General features: G+C 43.4%; 19 protein-coding genes. 10 read left to right on the forward strand and 9 right to left on the reverse strand.

Annotated features, from left to right (window positions below):
- The 5 genes from BM114_RS12580 to BM114_RS12600 form a co-directional block, all read left to right on the forward strand.
- Nucleotides 1-301, forward strand: a 301-nt coding sequence (locus BM114_RS12580; RefSeq protein WP_218151482.1) for a transposase, incomplete at its 5' end; no start/stop codon positions are given.
- Nucleotides 302-457: 156 nt separating this feature from the next.
- Entirely contained in the window at nt 458-3277 is a 2820-nt protein-coding gene (locus BM114_RS12585; protein WP_092113937.1) for a type I restriction endonuclease subunit R, read from the forward strand.
- 15 nt (nt 3278-3292) lie between these two features.
- The gene (locus BM114_RS12590) at nt 3293-4837 is read left to right on the forward strand and encodes a type I restriction-modification system subunit M (RefSeq protein ID WP_092113940.1); all 1545 of its coding nucleotides are present in this window, start codon (nt 3293-3295) and stop codon (nt 4835-4837) included.
- An 8-nt stretch (nt 4838-4845) separates the two neighbouring features.
- Nucleotides 4846-5817 carry an ORF6N domain-containing protein gene (locus tag BM114_RS12595; RefSeq protein WP_092113942.1) on the forward strand — a complete coding sequence of 324 codons (972 nt, stop codon included), beginning with the start codon at nt 4846-4848 and terminating at the stop codon, nt 5815-5817.
- A 2-nt stretch (nt 5818-5819) separates the two neighbouring features.
- On the forward strand, nt 5820-7046 hold the full coding sequence (locus BM114_RS12600; RefSeq protein ID WP_177207123.1) for a restriction endonuclease subunit S: 1227 nt from the start codon (nt 5820-5822) through the stop codon (nt 7044-7046).
- Here the strand turns inward: BM114_RS12600 and BM114_RS12605 are convergent.
- Both BM114_RS12605 and BM114_RS12610 read right to left on the reverse strand, forming a co-directional pair.
- A complete protein-coding gene (locus tag BM114_RS12605) occupies nt 7039-7569 on the reverse strand; it encodes a restriction endonuclease subunit S (protein ID WP_092113945.1) in 531 nt (176 codons plus the stop codon). The genes BM114_RS12600 and BM114_RS12605 overlap by 8 nt on opposite strands.
- Nucleotides 7570-7596: 27 nt before the next feature.
- Nucleotides 7597-8763 carry a restriction endonuclease subunit S gene (locus BM114_RS12610; RefSeq protein ID WP_255406519.1) on the reverse strand — a complete coding sequence of 389 codons (1167 nt, stop codon included), beginning with the start codon at nt 8761-8763 and terminating at the stop codon, nt 7597-7599.
- 85 nt (nt 8764-8848) lie between these two features.
- Between BM114_RS12610 and BM114_RS12615 the strand changes: the two genes are divergently transcribed.
- Both BM114_RS12615 and BM114_RS12620 read left to right on the forward strand, forming a co-directional pair.
- Nucleotides 8849-9772, forward strand: coding sequence for a tyrosine-type recombinase/integrase (locus BM114_RS12615; RefSeq protein ID WP_092113948.1), 924 nt, complete (start codon nt 8849-8851; stop codon nt 9770-9772).
- A 68-nt stretch (nt 9773-9840) separates the two neighbouring features.
- On the forward strand, nt 9841-10041 hold the full coding sequence (locus BM114_RS12620) for a winged helix-turn-helix domain-containing protein (protein ID WP_092113949.1): 201 nt from the start codon (nt 9841-9843) through the stop codon (nt 10039-10041).
- A 137-nt stretch (nt 10042-10178) separates the two neighbouring features.
- On the opposite strand, the gene BM114_RS12625 is transcribed toward BM114_RS12620, so the two are convergent.
- From BM114_RS12625 to BM114_RS12655, 7 genes are all read right to left on the reverse strand, one after another.
- Complete coding sequence (locus tag BM114_RS12625; RefSeq protein ID WP_092113951.1) at nt 10179-10685, reverse strand: hypothetical protein; 507 nt, start codon at nt 10683-10685, stop codon at nt 10179-10181.
- 87 nt (nt 10686-10772) lie between these two features.
- The gene (locus BM114_RS12630; RefSeq protein ID WP_143089341.1) at nt 10773-11996 is read right to left on the reverse strand and encodes a relaxase/mobilization nuclease domain-containing protein; all 1224 of its coding nucleotides are present in this window, start codon (nt 11994-11996) and stop codon (nt 10773-10775) included.
- 3 nt (nt 11997-11999) lie between these two features.
- Nucleotides 12000-12377, reverse strand: coding sequence for a plasmid mobilization protein (locus BM114_RS12635; protein ID WP_143089342.1), 378 nt, complete (start codon nt 12375-12377; stop codon nt 12000-12002).
- A gap of 133 nt (nt 12378-12510) precedes the next feature.
- Nucleotides 12511-13395, reverse strand: a complete 885-nt coding sequence (locus tag BM114_RS12640; RefSeq protein WP_092113957.1) for a toprim domain-containing protein — start codon at nt 13393-13395, stop codon at nt 12511-12513.
- The gene (locus BM114_RS12645) at nt 13385-14491 is read right to left on the reverse strand and encodes an AAA family ATPase (protein ID WP_092113959.1); all 1107 of its coding nucleotides are present in this window, start codon (nt 14489-14491) and stop codon (nt 13385-13387) included. The genes BM114_RS12640 and BM114_RS12645 overlap by 11 nt, the downstream gene beginning before the upstream one ends.
- A 3-nt stretch (nt 14492-14494) precedes the next feature.
- Nucleotides 14495-14779 (reverse strand): helix-turn-helix domain-containing protein, encoded by a 285-nt coding sequence (locus BM114_RS12650; RefSeq protein ID WP_092113960.1) that lies wholly within the window; start codon nt 14777-14779, stop codon nt 14495-14497.
- A 154-nt stretch (nt 14780-14933) separates the two neighbouring features.
- Nucleotides 14934-15857, reverse strand: a complete 924-nt coding sequence (locus tag BM114_RS12655; RefSeq protein ID WP_092113961.1) for a hypothetical protein — start codon at nt 15855-15857, stop codon at nt 14934-14936.
- Nucleotides 15858-16326: 469 nt separating this feature from the next.
- Between BM114_RS12655 and BM114_RS12660 the strand changes: the two genes are divergently transcribed.
- The 3 genes from BM114_RS12660 to BM114_RS12670 all read left to right on the forward strand — a co-directional run bounded on the left by BM114_RS12660 (nt 16327) and on the right by BM114_RS12670 (nt 21276).
- Entirely contained in the window at nt 16327-17550 is a 1224-nt protein-coding gene (locus BM114_RS12660) for a site-specific integrase (protein ID WP_092113963.1), read from the forward strand.
- Between the two features lie 115 nt (nt 17551-17665).
- The gene (locus tag BM114_RS12665; RefSeq protein ID WP_092113965.1) at nt 17666-17875 is read left to right on the forward strand and encodes a helix-turn-helix transcriptional regulator; all 210 of its coding nucleotides are present in this window, start codon (nt 17666-17668) and stop codon (nt 17873-17875) included.
- A 23-nt stretch (nt 17876-17898) separates the two neighbouring features.
- On the forward strand, nt 17899-21276 hold the full coding sequence (locus tag BM114_RS12670) for a helicase-related protein (RefSeq protein WP_092113967.1): 3378 nt from the start codon (nt 17899-17901) through the stop codon (nt 21274-21276).
- Nucleotides 21277-21278 lie beyond the last annotated feature (2 nt).

Genomic DNA, 21278 nt, shown 5'->3' on the forward strand with positions numbered 1-21278 from the left:
ACTCTTCGAGCATCTCTTCGACCAGGGCATCCATCTCGTGCATGGCCTCAAGGCCAACATGAAGAATAAGCTCATGCCCATGTGGGACAAGATCATGCTCAGAAAAAGGTACATCATCGAGTGTATCAACGAATTGCTCAAGAACAAGGCCAACCTCGTGCATTCACGACACCGGTCCATACACAACTTTATGATGAACCTATGCTCGGCTCTCGCGGCCTACTGTTTCTTTGACAACAAGCCGGAGGCGCTGCCAGTGCATGTGGAGAAATCAAGACAATTAGAGCTATTTGCATGGTAATCTTATCCCGAACTCGCGTATATAATAATGTGAATAATGCTTGTTTTTAGACCGTTAATGCAATTTTTCGACTAAAAATTAGTACCTTTGTGCCGCAAATTGATTATATTGGAGATATTGTATCTCTAATGTTGTTCAACATGATTTGATTCGAATATGACGCAGAGCGAAGAGATACTGGAGCAAGGACTGATAAAGACCCTGACGGAAATGAGCTACGAGTACGTTTCCATCAAGGAGGAAGAGAATTTGCTTGCTAATTTCAAGGTGCAGTTGGAGAAGCACAACCATAAGGAGCTGGCTGCGCATGGTCGTGAACACTTTACCGATAAGGAGTTCGACAAGATACTGCTCTACTTGGAGGGTGGTACCCGCTTTGAGAAGGCAAAGAAGCTCCGTGACCTGAAGAACTTCCAGTTAGAGAACGGTGAACGTGTGTGGATTGAGTTCATCAACAAGCAGCACTGGTGCCAAAACGAGTTTCAGGTCAGCAATCAGATAACCGTTGAGGGACGAAAGAAGTGCCGTTATGACGTTACCATCCTCATCAACGGTTTGCCACTGGTACAGATAGAGTTGAAGAAGCGTGGTGTGGAGTTAAAACAGGCATACAACCAGATTCAACGATACCACAAGACTTCGTTTCACGGGCTTTTTGATTACATCCAACTCTTCGTTATCAGCAACGGTGTAAATACCCGTTACTTTGCAAACAACCCCAATAGCGGCTATAAGTTCACGTTCAACTGGACGGATGCAGAAAACGTACCTTTCAACGACCTGAGTAAGTTTGCCTACTTCTTTTTTGACAAGTGCAATCTTGGCAAGATGATAAGCAAGTATATAGTACTGCATGAGGGCGATAAGTGCCTAATGGTGCTTCGCCCCTATCAGTTCTATGCTGTGGAGCAGATACTCGACCGAGTGCAGAATTCTAATAAGAACGGCTACATCTGGCACACTACAGGAGCAGGTAAGACCTTGACATCGTTCAAGGCGGCTCAGTTAGTGAGTGAGATTGATGGTATTGACAAGGTGATGTTTGTCGTTGACCGCCACGACCTCGATACCCAGACACAATCGGAGTATGAAGCGTTTGAGCCGGGTGCCGTTGACAACACGGACAACACCAAGGAACTTATCAAGCGGTTACGCAGTGACAGTAAGATTATCATCACTACGATACAGAAACTGAATGTTGCCGTTACTCGCGAATACTACAATAAGCGGTTGCAGGGTGTGCGTGACCAGAAGGTGGTAATGATATTCGACGAGTGCCATCGCAGTCACTTCGGCGAATGTCATAAGAACATCGTGAAGTTCTTCAATAACTTACAGATATTCGGTTTCACAGGTACGCCTATATTTGCTGAAAACGCCAAGCAGGAGCATACGACGGCAGAAGTCTTTGGTGACTGTCTGCACAAATATCTCATCAAGGATGCTATTGCGGACGAAAATGTGCTTGGATTCCTTGTAGAATACTACAAGGGACAGCAGAATATTGACTTATTCAGTGAGAAGCGCATGACGGAGATAGCACAGTTCATCCTCAACAACTTCAACAAGTCAACATTTGACGGGGAGTTTAATGCTCTATTTGCCATCCAGTCCGTTCCCATGCTCTTGAAATACTACAAGATATTCAAATCATTGAATCCGAAAATCAAGATTGGAGCCGTATTCACTTACGCTGCCAACGAGAGTCAGGACGATGCACAGACAGGCATGAACCAAGGCTTTGCAGATGACAAGGTGACCTCTGACGAGTTGCAAGCCATCATGGACGACTATAATGATATGTTCAATACGGCATTCACGACGGAGAACTTCAGCGCATATTACGATGACATCAACTTGCGTATGAAGAAGAAAAAGCCGGATATGGAACCTCTTGACCTACTATTGGTTGTAGGTATGTTCCTTACGGGCTTCGATGCGAAGAAGTTGAACACGCTCTATGTGGATAAGAATCTGGAATATCACGGACTGCTGCAGGCATTCAGTCGTACCAACCGTGTGCTGAACGAGAAGAAACGCTTTGGCAAGGTGGTATGTTTCCGTGACTTGAAGGATAACGTGGATGCTGCTATCAAGTTGTTCAGCAACAACCAGCCGAATGAATTTATCATCCGTGAGCCATTTGAAGAAGTGAAAAAGGAACTGAACAATCTCACTATTGAGTTCCTAAAGAAATACCCCAAGCCACAGTATATCGACACACTGCAAAGCGAACTGGATAAGCGTGACTTCGTATTGGCATTCCGTGAAATCATCAAAAAGCAGGCTGAGATACAGATATACGAGGACTACAATACCAATGATCCAGACCTCTACATGACCGAACAGGAGTTTGCCGATTTCAAGAGCAAATACCTGGACATCACTGTCGGCGTTATCAATCCTCTTGTCGATGCTACGACTATGGCTGCAGAGGGAGAAATTCCCTATAATGACGAAAGTGGTTTGGAGGATATAGACTTCTGTCTGGAACTGCTTCATAGTGACGTCATCAACGTAGCATATATCCTGGAACTGATAGCCAACCTGAATCCTGATGAAGAGGACTATGACAAGAAGCGTCAGGACATTCTCGATACGATGATCAAGGATGCCGTAATGCGCAACAAGTCGAAACTGATAGATGACTTCATCCGTGAGAACGTGGATAACGACAAGGCAGGATTCCAACAGGCAAAGGCAGACGGCTCTATGGATTTGGAGAGCCGACTCAATGAGTATATTGCTACTTCACGGAATAATGCAGTTCACAGCCTTGCCGTGTTTGAGGGGATAGAAGAAGAGGCATTGACGAAGTTCATCTCGGAATACGACTATCTGCACCGGGAGAAGCCAGAAATCATCCAAAAGGCAATCCGTGCAAAGAAAGGACTGAAACTGATGGAACGCTCAACGATGTTGAAACGGATCATCGAAAGACTGAGAGAAATCATTAACACATATAATTGGGACTAAAATAAGAATCAAGATATGGGCGAAGACCTGCAACAGAAACTACGCAGCCAACTATGGACGGTTGCCAATACGCTGAGAGGAAACATGTCGGCAAGCGACTTCATGTATTTCTCTCTTGGCTTCATCTTTTATAAATACCTGTCTGAAAAGATAGAGTTGTACGTCAATGACGAGTTAGAGGCTGACGAGACTACCTTTCAGAAGGTTTGGCAGGGCGATGACGAGGCGATGAAAGAGGAAATCAAGGCGATGTGCGTTGATAACCTCGGTTACTTTGTTGAGCCGGACTTCCTTTTCTCCACCATCATTGATGCCATAGGGCGTAAGGAGAATATTCTACCCCAACTTGAACGCTCACTGAAAAAGATTGAGGACAGCACAATCGGACAAGAGAGTGAGGATGATTTTGGCGGTCTATTCTCTGATATTGACCTTGCTTCTCCCAAACTTGGCAAGACGGCTGATGACAAGAACCGACTTATCAGTGATGTACTGGTAGCACTGAATGGCATTGACTTCGGTCTGGAAGATGCCAGTGACATTGACATCCTCGGTGATGCCTACGAATACATGATTGGTCAGTTTGCTGCCGGAGCAGGCAAAAAGGCTGGTGAGTTCTACACTCCGCAGGAGGTCAGCCAGATATTGGCAGAGATAGTAACAACGGGCAAGACCCGTTTGAAGAATGTCTATGACCCCACTTGTGGCTCCGGTTCATTATTGTTGCGCACCGCCAGAAGTGGTAAGGCTGACAGTATCTTCGGACAGGAGAAGAATCCAACGACCTTCAATCTGGCCCGAATGAACATGCTGCTGCATGGAGTGAAGTACAATGACTTCGACATTCAGAATGGTGACACCTTAGAGGCAGATGCATTTGGTGACCGCCAGTTTGATGCTGTGGTGGCTAATCCTCCATTCTCTGCAGACTGGAGTGCTGCCGCCAAGTTTAACAATGATGATCGTTTCAGCAAGGCTGGTGTGCTGGCTCCCAAGTCAAAAGCCGACTATGCCTTTATCCTCCACATGATTTATCACCTCAACGATGGTGGCACGATGGCTTGCGTGGCTCCGCATGGTGTGTTGTTCCGTGGCTCTGCCGAGGGAAAGATACGTCAGTTCTTGATAGAGAAACGTAATTACATTGATGCTATTATCGGCTTGCCTGCCAATATCTTCTATGGTACAAGCATTCCGACGTGTATCATCGTTATCAAGAAATGCCGCAAGGAGGGTGACAATGTACTCTTCATAGATGCCAGCAAGGAGTTTGAGAAGGTAAAGACCCAGAACAAACTTCGTCCTGAGCATATACAGAAGATTATCGACACATACAGGGAACGAAAGGAGATTGAAAAGTATAGCCATCTGGCAACGATGCAGGAAATCATCAACAATGACTATAACCTCAACATTCCCCGTTACGTTGATACATTTGAGGAAGAAGCACCCATCGACATTCATGCCGTAATGGGCGAGATCAAGGAACTTGAAGCCAAACGTGCAGACCTTGACAAGCAGATTGAGGTGTATCTGAAAGAATTGGGAATTGTAGAATAGGGAATCACATGGCAAAGAAGACAATAAAGACTGCGAATAAACAACCAGTCGCAAATTGCGACCAGTCCACAAAACCAGTCACAAAACGTGACCAGTTGGTGGAATCAACATCCCCAATGGCCATCGAACAGGTAAACATAGGTCAGTTGATTATGACCATTAGGGACACTCAGGTAATGGTTGACAGGGATTTGGCACTCTTATATGGTGTTGATACAAAAGTACTTAATCAAGCTGTAAAGCGCAATATAAGCCGTTTCCCTGAACGATTCCGATTCCAACTCTCTGATGTAGAAAAGGACGAACTGGTCACAAATTGTGACCGGTTCAAAACTCTGAAGCACTCTTCGTCTGCCCCGTATGTATTCACAGAGCAAGGCATATCAATGTTATCTACCGTCTTACGAAGCCAGACGGCTATAGATGTTAGCATCAGAATCATGGACGCATTTGTCGCCATGCGACACTTCCTTGCAAACAATGCTCAGGTTTTCCAGCGTCTTGCTAACATTGAATACCATCAGATAGAAACAGACAGACGTATTGATGAAGTGTTCAAGAGGCTGGATGCTAATACTCAGCCCCAACAAGGTATTTTCTACGATGGTCAGGTATTCGATGCTTATCAATTCGTCTGTGACTTGGTGCGCAAGGCAATGAAATCCATCGTCCTAATAGACAACTATGTAGATGATGCTGTTTTGACGCTTCTTGACAAACGAGCAGATAATGTAACGGCTACCATCTATACACAGCATATCAGCCGACAACTTCAGCTTGATATCAATCGTCACAACACTCAGTACCCTGCAATAAATGTGGAACACTTCAACAGGGCGCATGATCGCTTCCTACTGATAGACGATGAGGTTTATCACATTGGAGCATCCATCAAAGACTTGGGCAAAAAGTGGTTTGCTTTTACTTTGATGCAAGACATTACCACAACGGAACTCATTAACAAGATTACGGCAGAATGACTATGGCAGCAGATAAACAAGATAAAGTCCTTAATGTCCCAACTTTGAGATTTCCAGAGTTTAGTGGGGAATGGAATAATACTCGTTTGAAAGATTTATGCAAATTCCTTTCGGGAGGAACACCGTCTATAGATAACGTTGAGTATTGGGGAGGTGACATTCCTTTTGTTTCTGCTATTGCTATGCATGATACCCATATAGAGGAAACGCCTTTACACTTAACTAAAAAAGGAGTAAGTAATGGATCAAAACAATTAAAAGCAGGGAATCTACTGCTTCTTGTGCGTGGCAGTATGCTATGGAATAAGATACCAATCTGCTATAATGATGTGGATGTCGCTTTCAACCAAGATGTAAAAGGCATAATTCCTAATAGTAATACGACCTCATTATTCTTATTGAATTGGATCCTGTCCCATGAAAATAAGATTAAATATATGGTAACTGGTACAGGCATTGGTGCAGGGAAACTTGACTCAGAAGATTTGTTAGCATTAAACGTCAAATTGCCTTCATTAATTGAACAAAAGAAAATAGAGAAGTTCTTGTCTCTTATAGACGAGCGTATCACGACCCAAATCAGGATAATTGAAAAGTTGAAATCCCTAATGAAAGGACTAAATGATTATTTGCAGGATTCTATGCCGTTGTCGTATTCCTTGTCATTCTCTGACATTGGCGAGGATTATTCTGGACTATCGGGAAAAGCCGCAGAGGATTTTGGTAGAGGCAAACCATACATAACCTATGTATGTATATATGCAAACAACTTTGTGGATGATGATTGCTGCGACAAGGTATCAATTGATAGAGGTGAGAAACAGAATATAGTGTTGAAAGGAGATATGTTATTCACACTTTCATCAGAAACTCCAGAAGAAGTATGCTATGGAGCGGTATATTCCGGTAATAATACCGAAACATATCTCAATAGTTTCTGTTTTGGCGTAAGAAATATAGATGGGAAAGTCTTTTCCCCATATATGGCTTACTTTTTTAATTCAAGTCGTTTCAGGCGTGAGGTTTATCCTTTAGCACAGGGAAGTACAAGATTCAATTTGCAGAAATCGGATTTTTTGAAGAAACAGTTTTCCTATCCATCTATTGATGACCAACATAGAATATTTGAAATACTCAATGCTTATGACAACAAACTCAAAGTAGAGAATCAGATTTTAGCACATTATCAACATCAAAAAGAGTTCCTTTTACGTAATCTTCTTATATGAACATTGATTGCAAGAGAAAACGCTTCTGCTGCTGGTAGGAATCTGTAATCGCTTTTTCTGCCTCAATCTTACATTCAATCATTGATAGTAAGGTGGCTATTTGAACTTGCTTATCCAACGAGGGGCAATAAATCAAAGCCTTTCCGTAGTCCTTGAAATATATATGAGGTATAGCCATACCTGTTCTATAAGGGACAAAGTTGAAAATCATTAAGCAGTAGTATAGATACTTCAGTGAATACCCAGACTTAGCAGTTAGGTAATTTGAGGTTCCTATAACTGAGTATTCACCACTGGCGTAGCTCACATTCCCAACACCAGAACCGTCTTTTACAATAAGGATGGCATCTTCTAAAATTGCCGGACTATCGCTATAGCCGCAAATTCCATTTGCGCCATAAACTTTATAGTAGCCTTCGCTCTTTACTTGATTTTCTAGTAATACAGACGAATGACAACTCAGACAATCTGCAATTTTAGTGTTAGGAGTAAATGCCGTAAAATTCTCCGCAAGTCCTTTCATTAGGGACAGTATATCCCCAATGTGGAACTAAACAAACATCTGTGTAAGCAAATATCTCTTTTGTGTTTGTAATGTTTCTAATAGAGATTTTTCTAATTCCAATTTTGCAGAAACAGCACTTATTAATTTTACAAATCCTGTTAAAGTTTTCCTGTCTGGAAGTGGAATGATATTTTCCAAAAACCGCTGATTGGTTATGTTGATAGTATTCTTTGCACCCTTCTGAATCAGTTTATGCAAATAGTTCTGGGCATTGAGAGGACTACAAAAATAGTAATGTATATATAGCGCCACTTCGTCTGAAACGGGCTTATATACACCATATAATGGCGATACTGAGACATTAGTCTCTACTGAATTTCTCTTCACGATTCCGAAAGGGAATTCACCTGTGGGACTTTTCGTGTATATAATGTCACCTCTATGAGCTACATTGTAGTGAGATGTGTCTGCAGCAGAAAAAGAACGCCCTAAATAATCAATCTGATTAATGACACCCTCTGAAACAGAGACAGAGTGAACAGGAAAAAGTTCTGTATTCTTCTCGTTTCGTTCTACTAGTAACTCAGAGAGCAACACCATTCTTACTGACGAATGTTTACTAGTCCTTTGTGTAATCCCACTTATTAGAGATTGTAATTCATTGATTATCCTGCTTTGGGTAGATATACGAGTATCCAGTAAAGAGATGAAAGAATTAAGTTTGTCTTGCTCCTGCAGTGACGGATAACGTATTTTGAACTTTTCAATTATGTCATAACTGAGGTTCTGCTGCTTTGTCCCTTGCGCATATCTTATGCCTATAACATTTCCATGCTTTTTATACCATGAATATAGGAACTCATTAGAAATAATCCCTTTAGGGGTGAAAGCCATACAAGCTTGACTGATGGTCGATTGTTTGGTTATTATTGACCCTGTACTGCGGACACCTTCTGCTTCAAGACCATAAATGGCAATCACAAATGTACCTTCTGGCAATAGCCTTAGGTTGTTTTCTTTCGCAGAATTTTCTGATATTTTTTCTTTAGTATCACCAATATAGTGGTCTTTCAGTTCCCCACTCGTAATCCAGTTCACATCACCTACAAAATTTTCCTTATCCAATCGGCTGGGTGTGTTACCTGAATAAAGTTCAAACTCTTTGCCAATAGTAGATTCTTTCCAATCTCCACTAAACTCAGGGAATCTCAAAGTTGGGACTTTGATGCTTCTGTTTCTCTAATTTTACAGCCTATTCCTTATTATATAAGTAGGTATAACCCTAAAAGAGAATAATATGGATAAGAAAACGATTAGAGAAGTTGCTGCCCTCTGGAAGAGTGATAAGCAGCAGTATGTAAAGCAGTCAACAATGTCGGCTTATGCCCTCATCTTGGAGAATCACATTCTCCCAGCGTTTGGTGACAAGTCTCATTTAGCAGAGGACGATGTTCAAGCCTTTGCGCTGCAGAAGTTGAACGACGGACTGAGCCAGAAGACTGTGAAGGACATCTTGATTGTCTTGAAGATGATTCAGAAGTTTGGCGTAAAAGCAGAACTGCTTGAATTCTCCGACTGGAGTATCAAGTACCCAACAGAGCAGAAGGTCAAAGAGTTGGAAGTGTTAACCATCAATCACCAGAAGAAGCTGATGCAGTATGTCACAGATAATTTCACTTTCCGCAACCTCGGTATATATATCTGCCTGAGTACAGGAATGCGCATTGGGGAAGTATGTGCATTGAAATGGAGCGATATTGACCTGGGTGCAGAAACCATCCATGTGAACAGAACAATAGAACGCATCTATATCATCGAAGGTGACGAAAGGCGTACAGAACTGGTCATTGGTACACCCAAAACGAAAAACTCCATCCGCGAGATTCCAATCAGCAAGGAACTCATGAAACTTATCCGTCCTCTAAAGAAACTGATGAATGATGACTACTTTGTGATAACCAATGAGGCAAAGCCGACAGAGCCGCGTACCTACCGCAACTATTACAAGCAACTACTGAAACAACTCGGCATACCGGATTTGAAATTTCACGGGCTCCGCCACTCATTTGCCACAAGATGCATTGAAAGCCAGTGTGACTACAAGACCGTTAGCGTCATACTTGGTCATGCGAATATCAGCACAACACTCAACCTTTACGTTCACCCTAATATGGACCAAAAGAAAAAATGCATCAGCAAAATGTTCAAATCGTTGAAATGAATCTGCTAGTTCAAAAATGGGAAGTAGCAGAAAACTTTCATGAGTAGCAGAAAAAGGTAGCAGAAAAGGTGACTGTAAATGATGAAAGGGTGGATGTAAACGTCACAGAAAAGGTGGATGCCACAGAAAACGTCACAGATGCGTCACAGAAAACGTCACAGAAAATTATCGACTTGATAAAGGAAGATCCTTGTATTTCAACCTCTAAAATGGCTGAAATCATAGGTGTTGACAGGAGAAACATTGCAAGAAACATCAAGAAACTATAAGAGCAAGGTGTTGTTCGTCGAGTTGGTCCAGACAAAGGTGGCTTCTGGGAAGTAATAGTTTAAGCCTTGGTGTTCAAGCAATATTATAAAAGCCCAACTGATTCACTTGGTCGGCTGGGCTTTTCATTGTTAGTGTGTTACCGAATGGCGGCGAGCAGGGCATTACCACCAAAGTAGATGGCAAGACACACGGCCACTTCAAAGATGCCTATGGCCCACCAGAAAACTTTGCTGGATAGCCAGATTCCCTTGTTCTCACGCACTACAGATTTGAGGTGGTCGTTCTGCACATTCCATTCCTGGCGTTGCTGAAGTCGATGACTTTCAAACAGCTGATTAACTTGCTGTATCAAGTCGTCAACACGTTTCTTGACTTCCTCAAAGGAGTCAGGTGTAATCTTGGCAGGTATGACCATGTTTTCAATCTGCTGCTTCAAATCAGTGATATAGTCTGCAATCTCACTGAGTTTCGAGCAACCTGTCTCGATAACTTTGCCAAGTTCGATCATGCGGTCACACATCTCCTTGGCAGAGGTGATGTGACTATCTAAATCAGAAACGGCTTGGCGCAATGTCTCAATCCTGGCATCCAGCCGTTTCTCTTCCTGAGAGAACTCATGTTGATGGTTTATGGAACACAACATGTGTTCGACAGGATTACTAGTGTCCTCTGGCATTGGTGGCACTGGAACTTCTTGATTGATATTGTATTTCTTCATAAGCTTGTTGTTTTATCTTCCTCGGCTCCGACGTATTTTGGGCTTTGGCGTTGTTACCATGGAATGGGCCATCTGAGCACAACGCTTTGCCCATTCCCAATCATCATCGTCATCCTTTCCCCAACCAGAGGATGGAGATGTCCCACCCCCGCCGCAACTTTCGGACATAGATGTGGCGGCATCAATGTAGCTGGCGAAGAGCAAAAGAGCAACATCAAGAATGTGGTCGGCCGATTCGTTATTAACCTTGAAACAGGCAACTTCATCCTTCATAGCATCAAGGGCCTTGTCGTGAATTTCAATGGAATAGGTGTGACCATCCACATCTACTTTGCGTAAGCAATAGATAGGTTGCTCGACTTTTGGCAACACCTTTGGCTGAAGAATAACAGTGTATCTTGGACTATCGGATTGTGCTGAATGAGGTCTATTCTCATTAGAATTCAAAGGATGCAGCTTACGCCATGTCGATTCAATCTTTGAGGGCATCAAGTTACGCCCCTTCCCCAACTCAGACGACTTGTAAATGGAGTTGCCCATGCGGACGGTATAGCCTCTTACTACTCCATTGGAGTCATAACGCAGTTTCAGGTCGTAACCCTTGGCTGCGAGTTTCTGAACATAGACATCCCATGAGAACCTGGGCATGGCTTTAAGTGCATTCATACAGTCAAACGCGATTCTCTCTTTGTTTTCATCGGAACGCTGCTCTGCTTGTACCCATCCACGTTGGCGTGTCACTTCATTGGCTGCCATCGTAGCCCGGATACCGATGTCGTGATCATCGTTGACGTTACCATCCATGTCAATGCGATTACAATCAAGATGCATGTGGACAATGCCTGATTTACTATCGCGGTGTAGAGATACAACATATTGGGAATTGGCGATGTTAGTACCAGCGGCGGAGGTGCGGCCAGTCTTTTTCGAGAGGTCTATGCCATCGAATGCTTTGATGAAGTCCTCTGCCAGTTTCTCCCAATCAGCAAGAGTAAAGCCTCCGGTTTCTTCCCTTGCAGGAGAAATCTCAATGCGTATCATGAAATTCTTCATCGGGCGATGCTTCGAACGCTTATACCGAAACTTCATCTGGTGAGCCTGCATGTGTGCCCACCAGGCTTCCACCTCAACGTCCTTGGGAAGATGGTTGAGTTTTACAATCTCAGCCATTCCCATTCGAGTAATATAGTCGATGGAAATACTTCCATGCGAAATGGATCTTGCTTTGGCTATCATAGGCTATTCTGATAATTGACGTTCGATTTCATACCAGCGACGGATAAGTTTATCGGTCGCAAGAATCCAATAGTTCATGAAGTTTGCATCACGAAAGTAGCGCAGCAGTTCTTCCTGGCTTTTGCCACTAAGGGCATTCTTGATGTGCACAATGTCGCCTCGGGCATTTGCCAAGCTGATGAAGGCTTCAGTCTCTTGTTCCGTAAGATGGAGCTTGGGGCTGTGTCCTACAATACATCTGCGAACATACCTACTTGGCGACATCGCACATAGCTTTGCCTTCGCCTCTATTTCTTGTTTCTCTTTTGCAGATAGCCGGAATGCCAAGCGACATTCCAAACAAGGTCTTTCAACGGTCTTTTCATGTGAGCTCTTTTTCATTGTTGATTCTGTTTTTTGATGGATAATTGTTAATCTGATGCGAGCCTGCGAGCGTCTGCAAGAAAGCCAATAAGCGAACTAACAGCGAAGCCGTTTGTTCGACATTGGCACTTCTTGCATAGCACTCACAAGTTCATTCATGTTTATTCTCAATCCAGCATAAAAGGTCATTGACATCTTTGAAGTCGTCAAAATGCTCTGACATGCTTACCACATTATCGCCATATGCTTCTACGAGTTTTGCATGGGTTTCACGCCCTGCGTGGTCGTTGTCGAGAAACGAATAGATGTGGTCATAACCTTCAAGCAGGGGGATGGCTTTTGGCAGGTTTGTGACGGAGTTCAAGATGATAAAATCCTGATCCTCGCTTAAACGGCCATATGCATATCCACGCTTTTTCATGGTTAGGAAAGACAGATAATCCATGAACCCCTCAAAGATACTGCACTCGCTATGATGCTGCTCGCGCCGTATAACAGAGATATCCTTTGGAGGTATACAACCTTTGAAGAAAGGATTGCGCAGTTCGCTTCCGCCAGATTTGTTAGGAAACCCAATGGCAAAATATCGCTTGTCGCCAAGAGAATAATGGGTCTCGTTGCAATGCTGGCGACAGATGTCGATGTCAACCTTGCGCTTCCTAATATAGTCTTCCAAAGCGAAATGTGTCAGAGGTTTTGTTTCTACATCCTTGAAACTTGGGTCCGAAGACTGCTGATGATAGGAAGAAATTGGAATCACAGCTGTGGTGGGTGTCTCACGCTCAATCTGTTTGAGTACATGAGAAATGTCATTGGTGTGGTAATACAATATGGCAAAATCGATAATGCTACCACCACGGCCGATACCGAAGTCATACCATTGGTTTCGGTTGGTGTTGACTTTGAACGATGGCGTACTTTCGCTGTGCAACGGCGAATGATACCACAACTTATTACCCCTTTGTCGAACAGGGGTGTGTCCGAGTGACTGCAAGAAGTCTTCCAGTCGTATTTGTTTTGCTTGTTCAATGGTCATAATCAAAGAGGTTTTGATGGTTAGGTTTATGTTGATTCTCACTATATATGCCCCATGCTAAACTGTACGTCTTGTCATGTTTGACAATAATATCACGGGACATCAGCCACTTGTTGAGTGTGACCAGGGTATTGCGCCCACGTTCAAAGCCGATGGAAGCATAACCGTGCTTCAAGGCAACAATCAGATTGTTATAACCTTGGATGTCGCCCTTTTCGAAAGCAATGCAAAGAGCTTCTTTGTGTTTCTCGTCTGGTAGCTCCGTAAGTGCAATGCGCTCCGTTTTCTGTTGGCATTCATAGCCAACAACCAATTCCGGCAAGGAGTCCTCATTGATACGGAATGCGAACGGCTCAAAGTCCTTGTCACGGATATGCATGGCTTTTACCTCACTGATGTTGGCATCCGTCTGGCACTTTGTCACCTGCAAGACAGTCTCTGCCTTGTTGTTTAACTCGGTTCCGATATGACCACGGGTATTGTCATCACCTTTATTTAGATGGAGGACTGTATGAATGTGCAGATTGTAGCTGCTCGACCATCGCATAAGCATATTGATGATTTCTGTGGATTCCGTCGGATTGTTGATGTCATACATCAAGTCACGTATTCCATCAATAATGACCAGGCCGATACCCTCAATGTTGGAAAGCATGTAATCAATGACCGTCTTTCGTTTCTCTGGAGATAATTCTCGCATGGCAACGAAAAGAAGATTAGGACAATCTGCATCTGTCGGCAATTCGGCCAATCGCAAAATACGCTTCATCACCTTCTGACAATGGAACTTACTTTGTTCCGTGTCAATGTAGAGTATCTTGCGTTTGTCTTGGGGAAATGATGCCGAGTAGCACAGCACCTCACGATTAGCGAGGGCAGCAGCTACAATGGCTGATACATTGAAGGTCTTCTTGCTTTTAGCCTTGCCTGTGGATGCACTGAAGTTACCAAGCGTACCGATGGTGGAACCGTTCACCCGAAGAGTTTCAGGTGGAACGGTATACTCATCGGTTACTTTCAAGTGGATGGACTGCCAGATGACACGGAACTCGTCCTTGGTCATCGGCTCGCTGGGATTATAGTTACGTGTTTCCATAGCCTACTTGCGATTAAGTAAATACTTCTGTGCTTCACTGGAAATCTGTGCCTGGGTCTTGACCGGATTCTGACGTAACCATTCTTCGAGGATGTTCTTCTCGAAATAGATCATCTTGCCCTGAGGCTTGTAGTGTGGAATAAGACCTGCCGAGGTTAGCTTGTAGAGATAGCTTTTCGACAAGGAGAGGAACTTGCTGGCTTCATCAAAGCTCAGCACGTTCTTGGTTGCATACACGAGGGACTCCAGTTCCTCGATGCGTTGTTCAATTGACTTATTAGCGTCCATATTTCTATAATTATTTAATGAGACAATAGGAGTGCGCGCCCTCCGAAATTTGAATTCGGGGGCAAAGGTATCGCTAATAAGTTTGAGGGTTGTTTGACAATGTTTGATGTGTCAACCCATTGTCAATGTTTTTGTGCTTCTTTGATGTCTTTTCCTATTCTGAAAGTCCTTTCAGATTGTTGATATACTGATTTATTTTGGCAAACTTTCCTTTCATTAGAATGTCCCGGCAATGATTGACAGCCGTGGAAATATCCGTTTGGTTTACAAAGGAATCTTTCTGCGACGAAAGGAAAAGGTTGTTCTTGTAGATAGCCGATTGCCATTTTTCAGTAATATATGAGTGGTTGGAAAGTTGGTCGAAGAAAAATGCTAACAGACGATTATTGCTTGACCTGAGCGGAGCTATGGGCTGACAATCAAAGATGGATTTCAGTTGTTCAAAGGTCACTTCGCTACCTTTGAACATCCGCACCTCATTGACACAATCTACCAGGGAGTTAATTTGTTGGTCGTTTAACGAGTGTTCAAAAGTGTATTTCTCAACTTGAACATTTTCGGTGGCAGGTTCAGTTATCGATTCGGGGTTAGAGGAAACAGAGTTTTCACCTTTCTCCATCACGATGAAAGAACTAAGGTTCCTTTGGTCATTCCTCTTTTTGAGAAACTGAGTGTACTTTTCATTGACTACAACCTGATAGACAACAGAGAAGTAGGGGAATGACTCATCAAAAATGGTGTTGTCTTTGCAAAAATCATCGTATGTGGCAAGGCTATGGTTGTGAAACCATTTACGTTTCTCTTCCATAGTCAAGGACTCAATGAATGTACTTTCCCAAAGATAGTTGGGAAGGTGCATGTAGCTCTTGATACTACGAACAGCAGGGAACTTGGAATAGATGACAGCGAGTTCATCCAGGGCATGGGTGTACTCGCTCCGCTCAACTTCTGTCAATTCATTAACCGTAAGAACTTCTGCTTTGCGTTCAATGGTATCTTCCAGCGAACGCAGCGTTTGCTGGATGCAATAATCCAACGTTTGTTGAATCTTGGCTATTGCCTGTTCCTGTTCGTTCATACTATGACTTAACTGCTATTTACGGTGCAAAGATAGTCAAATTCAGTGAGAAAAGGAAAGAAATGGGTGATGTACTACGTTTCTTTAACTTTTCATCTTCCCTCTTTTCGTTTCTTTGACCAACTTTCTGTTATACGTTCAAAATTAACACCTTTTTAACGCCTCAGAAAAAGAAAACACCTTGTAAATCAACGACTTACAAGGTGTTCCAAGTACCCAGAGCCGGTACAATGCCGTGAAAACAAGAGAAATAAAAAGAATATATTTAATTGATAATCAATACTTTATGATTTTCTTATATTTGTCAATTTTGCTCATTTTTTCCTGTTTTTGGTTAGATAGTACACTTTTAGTACACTTTGATATTCGGAACTTTTTAGTATCTTTGCAAAATAAGAAAACATCTGAAAATAAACGAGTTAATGGTTTAACACGGTTTGATACGCATTTAGGTACATAACTATCAATTATGGCAAAATTAGAAAATAAAGCAAAGGAAAACCCGAAATTAGAGCAAAATGTGCTGTCTGATGGTCGGATAAGTCTGTATCTGGAGTATTATCTTGGTAGAGAAGAAACACCTGTATTGGACGAGGACGGTAACCCTGTTTTATATGAAACAGGTAAGATGGTGGGTAAACCCAAAGTACACATCAAGCACAATAGGCGAAAAGAGAATTTGCAGTTGTATTTGATAGCCAAGCCCCGTACCCCTGTGGAACGGCAAAAGAACAAAGAAACGCTTGAACTGGCTGCCAAGATTCGTGCAGAGCGTGAACAGCAATTTAAGGAGAGTATGCTCGGCTATCGTCTGAAGAAAGATAGAAATATCAATTTCTTGGACTACTATCAGGCTTACATTGACAGTTATACAAAGAAAGACTTGCGGATGATGAAGATAGCCTTGAATCGTTTTAAGGATTTTCTGAAAGAGCAATACCCACTCTATGAGTTTAGCATTAAGCCCGACTTGATAACCAAGGATATGATGGAACAATTTGTTGAATATCTGCAATCAAGAAGTGTTGGTGAAGGTGCAAAGAGCATCTACCAGCGTTTCAAGAAGGTTGTGCGATACGCTATTGACCACGAAGTGATGTTGAAAGACCCCTGCAAGGGTGTGGTTTGCAAAGTAGATGAACAGATTCTGCGTAAAGATGTACTATCAATGGATGAGATTCAATCACTGATTCAATGTCATTACGACAACGAAAATCCCAATGTCAGGCGAGCCTTTATCCTTTGTCTATATTGCGGGCTGCGCTTCTGCGATGTAAAAGACTTGACCTACAAAAACATTGATTATACCAATCGCCTATTGAGGTTTGAGCAGAATAAGACAAAAGGACATTCGGCGCATAGTGGTGTCGTCATTCCTCTGAATGATGGATTACTTTCATTGATAGGAGAAGCTCCCGAAGACTTAGATACCTCCATTTTCAACTTACCTACTTATGAGAGTTGCTGCAAATCGGTAAAACGATGGGTAAAACGTGCTGGCATTAATAAACACATCAGTTGGCATTGCGCCCGCCATAGCTTTGCAGTAAACATCCTGAATAATGGTGCGAACATCAAAACCGTTGCAAGTCTTTTAGGGCATAGTGGATTGAAGCATACTGAGAAATACACCCGGGCGGTGGACAAGTTGAAAAGTGAGGCGATAAATAGTTTGCCAGAATTAAAAATATAAGGAAAAAATGAATTGAAAGATATTTTTTATTCAATCAAAGTCATATTTTTGCTTGGAAATACATAAACTCTAAGAAATAATGAGTATTTTTATGGCGTAATAAAGTTACATAAATATGGAACGGAAGAAAATCAATCGTCTGAAGGTGGTTCTCGCCGAAAAGGGAATGACGAATAAGCAACTGGCAGAAATCCTTGACAAAGACCCTGCAGTTATATCAAAGTGGGTAACGAATGTTGCCCAGCCTAATGTTGAAATGTTCATCCAGTTGGCAAAGATATTGGAAGTGAGAGTCGATGATTTGTTGTGGACAGAGGATTTGTAGTTGGCTATTGAAGGATTTGTATTATGGCACGAATTTATGATAATATAGAAAGCAAGTTTGCTGAAGGGCTGCAAGGCATTATTACCAATGTCGGTGTGAAGCGTGTGGATTTCTGTGTGGGTTATTTCAACCTGCGTGGCTGGAACCTCGTTGTTGATCAGGTAGATACGCTTGATGGCGATTATATTTATGAAAACGACGAGCGTGTGTTCCGCAAATGCAGGCTGCTCATAGGTATGCACCGTCCTGCCGAGGAAATCATTCGCGAGTTATATACCGAGCAACCGCTGCCCGATGCCAACTATGTGAGCCAGTGCAAACTGTCGATAGCTCGTGGGTTCAGACGTCAGCTGCAGTTAGGCTTCCCCACTAAGCAGGATGAGTTTACGCTTCGCCGCCTTTCCGCACAGATGAAAGAGGAAAAGGTATGCGTAAAACTGTATCTGCGCGAACCGCTTCATGCCAAACTTTATCTGGCGCATCGACCCGATGATAATTTCAACAAGATTCAAGCCATCATGGGCAGCAGCAACCTCACCTATTCGGGATTGACAAAACAGGGGGAACTGAATGCGGAGTTTGGCGACAGCGACAGTGCTGAGAAATTGGCTCGCTGGTTTAACGACCGTTGGGAAGACAAGTTCTGTCTTGACATCACCAAAGAGCTCATAGAGATTATTGATAACAGTTGGGCAGGCGATAGGGACATTCCACCTTATTATATCTATCTGAAAACAGCCTATCACTTGAGCGAGGAGGCTCGTTCGGGCATCAAGGAGTTTGCCATCCCTGCCGAGTTCAAGAACGATCTCTTCGACTTCCAGCAGACCGCGGTGAAGATTGCCGCCCGCCATCTGAACAACGAGAAACGTGGCGGGGCAATGATTGGCGATGTGGTAGGACTGGGTAAAACCATTACCGCCTGTGCCATTGCCAAAATGTATGAGAACACCTTTGGCAGCAACACGCTGATTATCTGTCCTGCCAACCTGCAGGATATGTGGGCCAAATATCGCCGGCAATACGACCTGAAGGCTGACATTATGTCGATGGCGAAGCCCATTGATGTGGATAATGCCCGATTCTACAAGTTGATTATCGTTGACGAGAGCCATAACCTGCGCAACAGCCAGGGACAGCGCTATCACAATATCAAGGAGCTTATCCAGAAGCAAGATTGCAAGGTGTTGTTGCTCACGGCGACACCTTACAACAAGCAATATAAGGATTTGAGCAGTCAGTTGCGTTTATTTATAGACGATGATACCGACTTGGGCATCCGACCGGAAGCCTACATTCGCGAGATTGGAGGCGAGCGCAAGTTTGCCGAGAAACACGAGGACTTTATACGGAGTATCAAGGCTTTTGAACGAAGTGATTGTCAGGAAGACTGGCAGGAGCTGATGAAACTCTTTCTGATTCGCCGCACACGCACTTTTATTAGGGATAATTATGCAAAGACCGATCCAACGAATGGACGAAAGTATTTGGAATTCAAGGATGGGCATAAGTCTTATTTCCCCGACCGGGTACCGAAAGCCGTCAAATTCCAGACGGTCGATGGCGATCAGTACAGCCGTCTGTATTCAGAGCAGATGATCGGTTTGATGGAGAGTCTGAATCTTCCTCGTTATGGTCTGATACATTACTTAGACGAGAAGAGGGCAGAAGATGCTTCGAAGTATGAGAAGAACCTGATAGAAAACTTGTCGCGTGCAGGAGCGCGTATGATGGGATTTTGCAAGAGCACATTCTTCAAGCGTATCGACAGCAGCGGCTTCTCGTTCCTGATTACCCTGTTTCGTCATATATTGCGCAACGCCGTATATCTCTATGCTATCGACAACAAATTGAAGTTGCCCATCAGTGATGAAAACACTTTCCCTGAAAATTTCATCGATGATGCCGATATCAACGACATCTTTACGAATGACGATGAGCATGAAGAGTATTCCTCCGGCGACAACCTGATAACCGTTCCCAACGACATGCAGGTCTATATGGATAAAGCTAAGGAGTATTACAACGGCTTGGTAGGTAAAAACAATGTGCAGTGGATAGATGCCAAGTATTTTAAGCGTACGCTCAAACAGCAATTGAAGAAAGACTGCGAGCAACTGATAGCCATGATCAACCTGTGTGATGCATGGAATCCACAGACCGACCAAAAACTCAATGAGCTGGAAATTCTTCTGAATGATAAGCATCAGAAGGACAAGGTCGTGGTCTTTACGCAATACTCTGATACGGCAAACTATGTGTATCATCAACTCAAGAAGCGTGGTTTCAAGTATATAGAGAAGGTGACGGGAGGCACACAGAACCCTACTGCTATTGTTGATAGATTCTCGCCCATGAGCAACAAGGCAGATGTCGCCACAGAGAATGAATTGCGTGTGCTGATAGCAACCGATGTGTTGAGTGAGGGCCAGAACTTGCAAGATGCCCATGTCATCGTGAACTACGACCTACCGTGGGCTATTATCCGACTTATTCAGCGTGCAGGACGTGTGGATCGTATCGACCAAAGTTCTGAACAAATCTACTGTTATTCGTTCTTCCCTGCCGACAAGGTAGAGCAAATTATCAACCTGCGCACCCGGCTCAACGAACGTATCAATGAGAACGCCGGCATCGTTGGGAGCGACGAGGTGTTCTTCGAGGGCAACGAGCAAAACCTTCGTGACATGTACAACGAGAAAAGCGGCAGCCTGGACGATGAGGAAGACGATGTGGATGTGGATCTCGGCTCGCAGGCTTATCAGATATGGAAGAATGCCACTGATGCGAATCCCGACTTGAAACGCATCATTCCTGCCATACCTAATATTGCCTATTCCACAAAAGCTGCCAACGGCACAGTGGAAGACGGGGTGATTACCTATGCACGCACCTACAACGACTTTGATGTGCTCACATGGTACAACTCCAAGGGAGAGATTGTGAGTCAGTCGCAGAAGCGTATTCTCCAGGCCATGGCGTGCTCCATCAATGAGCCTTGCCTGCCAGCACAAGACAACCACCTCGCCTTGGTGGAGAAGGCGGTGAAGGGTATTAAGAACGAAAACACTAATGTGGGAGGCATTCTTGGCAGTCGTTTCAGCACCAAGCGCAAAGTGTACGACTTGCTCAACCACTATTATGAGCAGCCACTGAACATCTTCTACACTCAGGAAAAGAAAGAGTTGCTGAAGTTTGCCATTGACCAGATATACAACTATCCACTGTTGGAAAATTCCAAATTCATTCTCGGGCGCATGATGCGCACTGTCAACTCGCACGACGATATTGTGGATACGGTCATTGAAATGTACGAGAATGCAAACCTATGTCGTGTAGATGAGGACAAAATGAAACACAAAGACCCTGTGATTATCTGTTCTATGGGATTAAAAGCTTAAAA

Origin of the sequence: Prevotella sp. KH2C16, assembly GCF_900113305.1 — a bacterium.
Lineage (GTDB): Bacteria > Bacteroidota > Bacteroidia > Bacteroidales > Bacteroidaceae > Prevotella.

Excerpts from the sequence above, each read along its gene's own strand:
- BM114_RS12585 (WP_092113937.1), top strand. The coding sequence starts at position 458 with ATGACGCAGAGCGAAGAGATACTGGAGCAAGGACTGATAAAGACCCTG.
- BM114_RS12590 (WP_092113940.1), top strand. The coding sequence starts at position 3,293 with ATGGGCGAAGACCTGCAACAGAAACTACGCAGCCAACTATGGACGGTT.
- BM114_RS12595 (WP_092113942.1), top strand. The coding sequence starts at position 4,846 with ATGGCAAAGAAGACAATAAAGACTGCGAATAAACAACCAGTCGCAAAT.
- BM114_RS12600 (WP_177207123.1), top strand. The coding sequence starts at position 5,820 with ATGGCAGCAGATAAACAAGATAAAGTCCTTAATGTCCCAACTTTGAGA.
- BM114_RS12605 (WP_092113945.1), bottom strand. The coding sequence starts at position 7,569 with ATGAAAGGACTTGCGGAGAATTTTACGGCATTTACTCCTAACACTAAA.
- BM114_RS12615 (WP_092113948.1), top strand. The coding sequence starts at position 8,849 with ATGGATAAGAAAACGATTAGAGAAGTTGCTGCCCTCTGGAAGAGTGAT.
- BM114_RS12625 (WP_092113951.1), bottom strand. The coding sequence starts at position 10,685 with ATGTTGTGTTCCATAAACCATCAACATGAGTTCTCTCAGGAAGAGAAA.
- BM114_RS12630 (WP_143089341.1), bottom strand. The coding sequence starts at position 11,996 with ATGATAGCCAAAGCAAGATCCATTTCGCATGGAAGTATTTCCATCGAC.
- BM114_RS12635 (WP_143089342.1), bottom strand. The coding sequence starts at position 12,377 with ATGAAAAAGAGCTCACATGAAAAGACCGTTGAAAGACCTTGTTTGGAA.
- BM114_RS12640 (WP_092113957.1), bottom strand. The coding sequence starts at position 13,395 with ATGACCATTGAACAAGCAAAACAAATACGACTGGAAGACTTCTTGCAG.
- BM114_RS12645 (WP_092113959.1), bottom strand. The coding sequence starts at position 14,491 with ATGGAAACACGTAACTATAATCCCAGCGAGCCGATGACCAAGGACGAG.
- BM114_RS12650 (WP_092113960.1), bottom strand. The coding sequence starts at position 14,779 with ATGGACGCTAATAAGTCAATTGAACAACGCATCGAGGAACTGGAGTCC.
- BM114_RS12655 (WP_092113961.1), bottom strand. The coding sequence starts at position 15,857 with ATGAACGAACAGGAACAGGCAATAGCCAAGATTCAACAAACGTTGGAT.
- BM114_RS12660 (WP_092113963.1), top strand. The coding sequence starts at position 16,327 with ATGGCAAAATTAGAAAATAAAGCAAAGGAAAACCCGAAATTAGAGCAA.
- BM114_RS12665 (WP_092113965.1), top strand. The coding sequence starts at position 17,666 with ATGGAACGGAAGAAAATCAATCGTCTGAAGGTGGTTCTCGCCGAAAAG.
- BM114_RS12670 (WP_092113967.1), top strand. The coding sequence starts at position 17,899 with ATGGCACGAATTTATGATAATATAGAAAGCAAGTTTGCTGAAGGGCTG.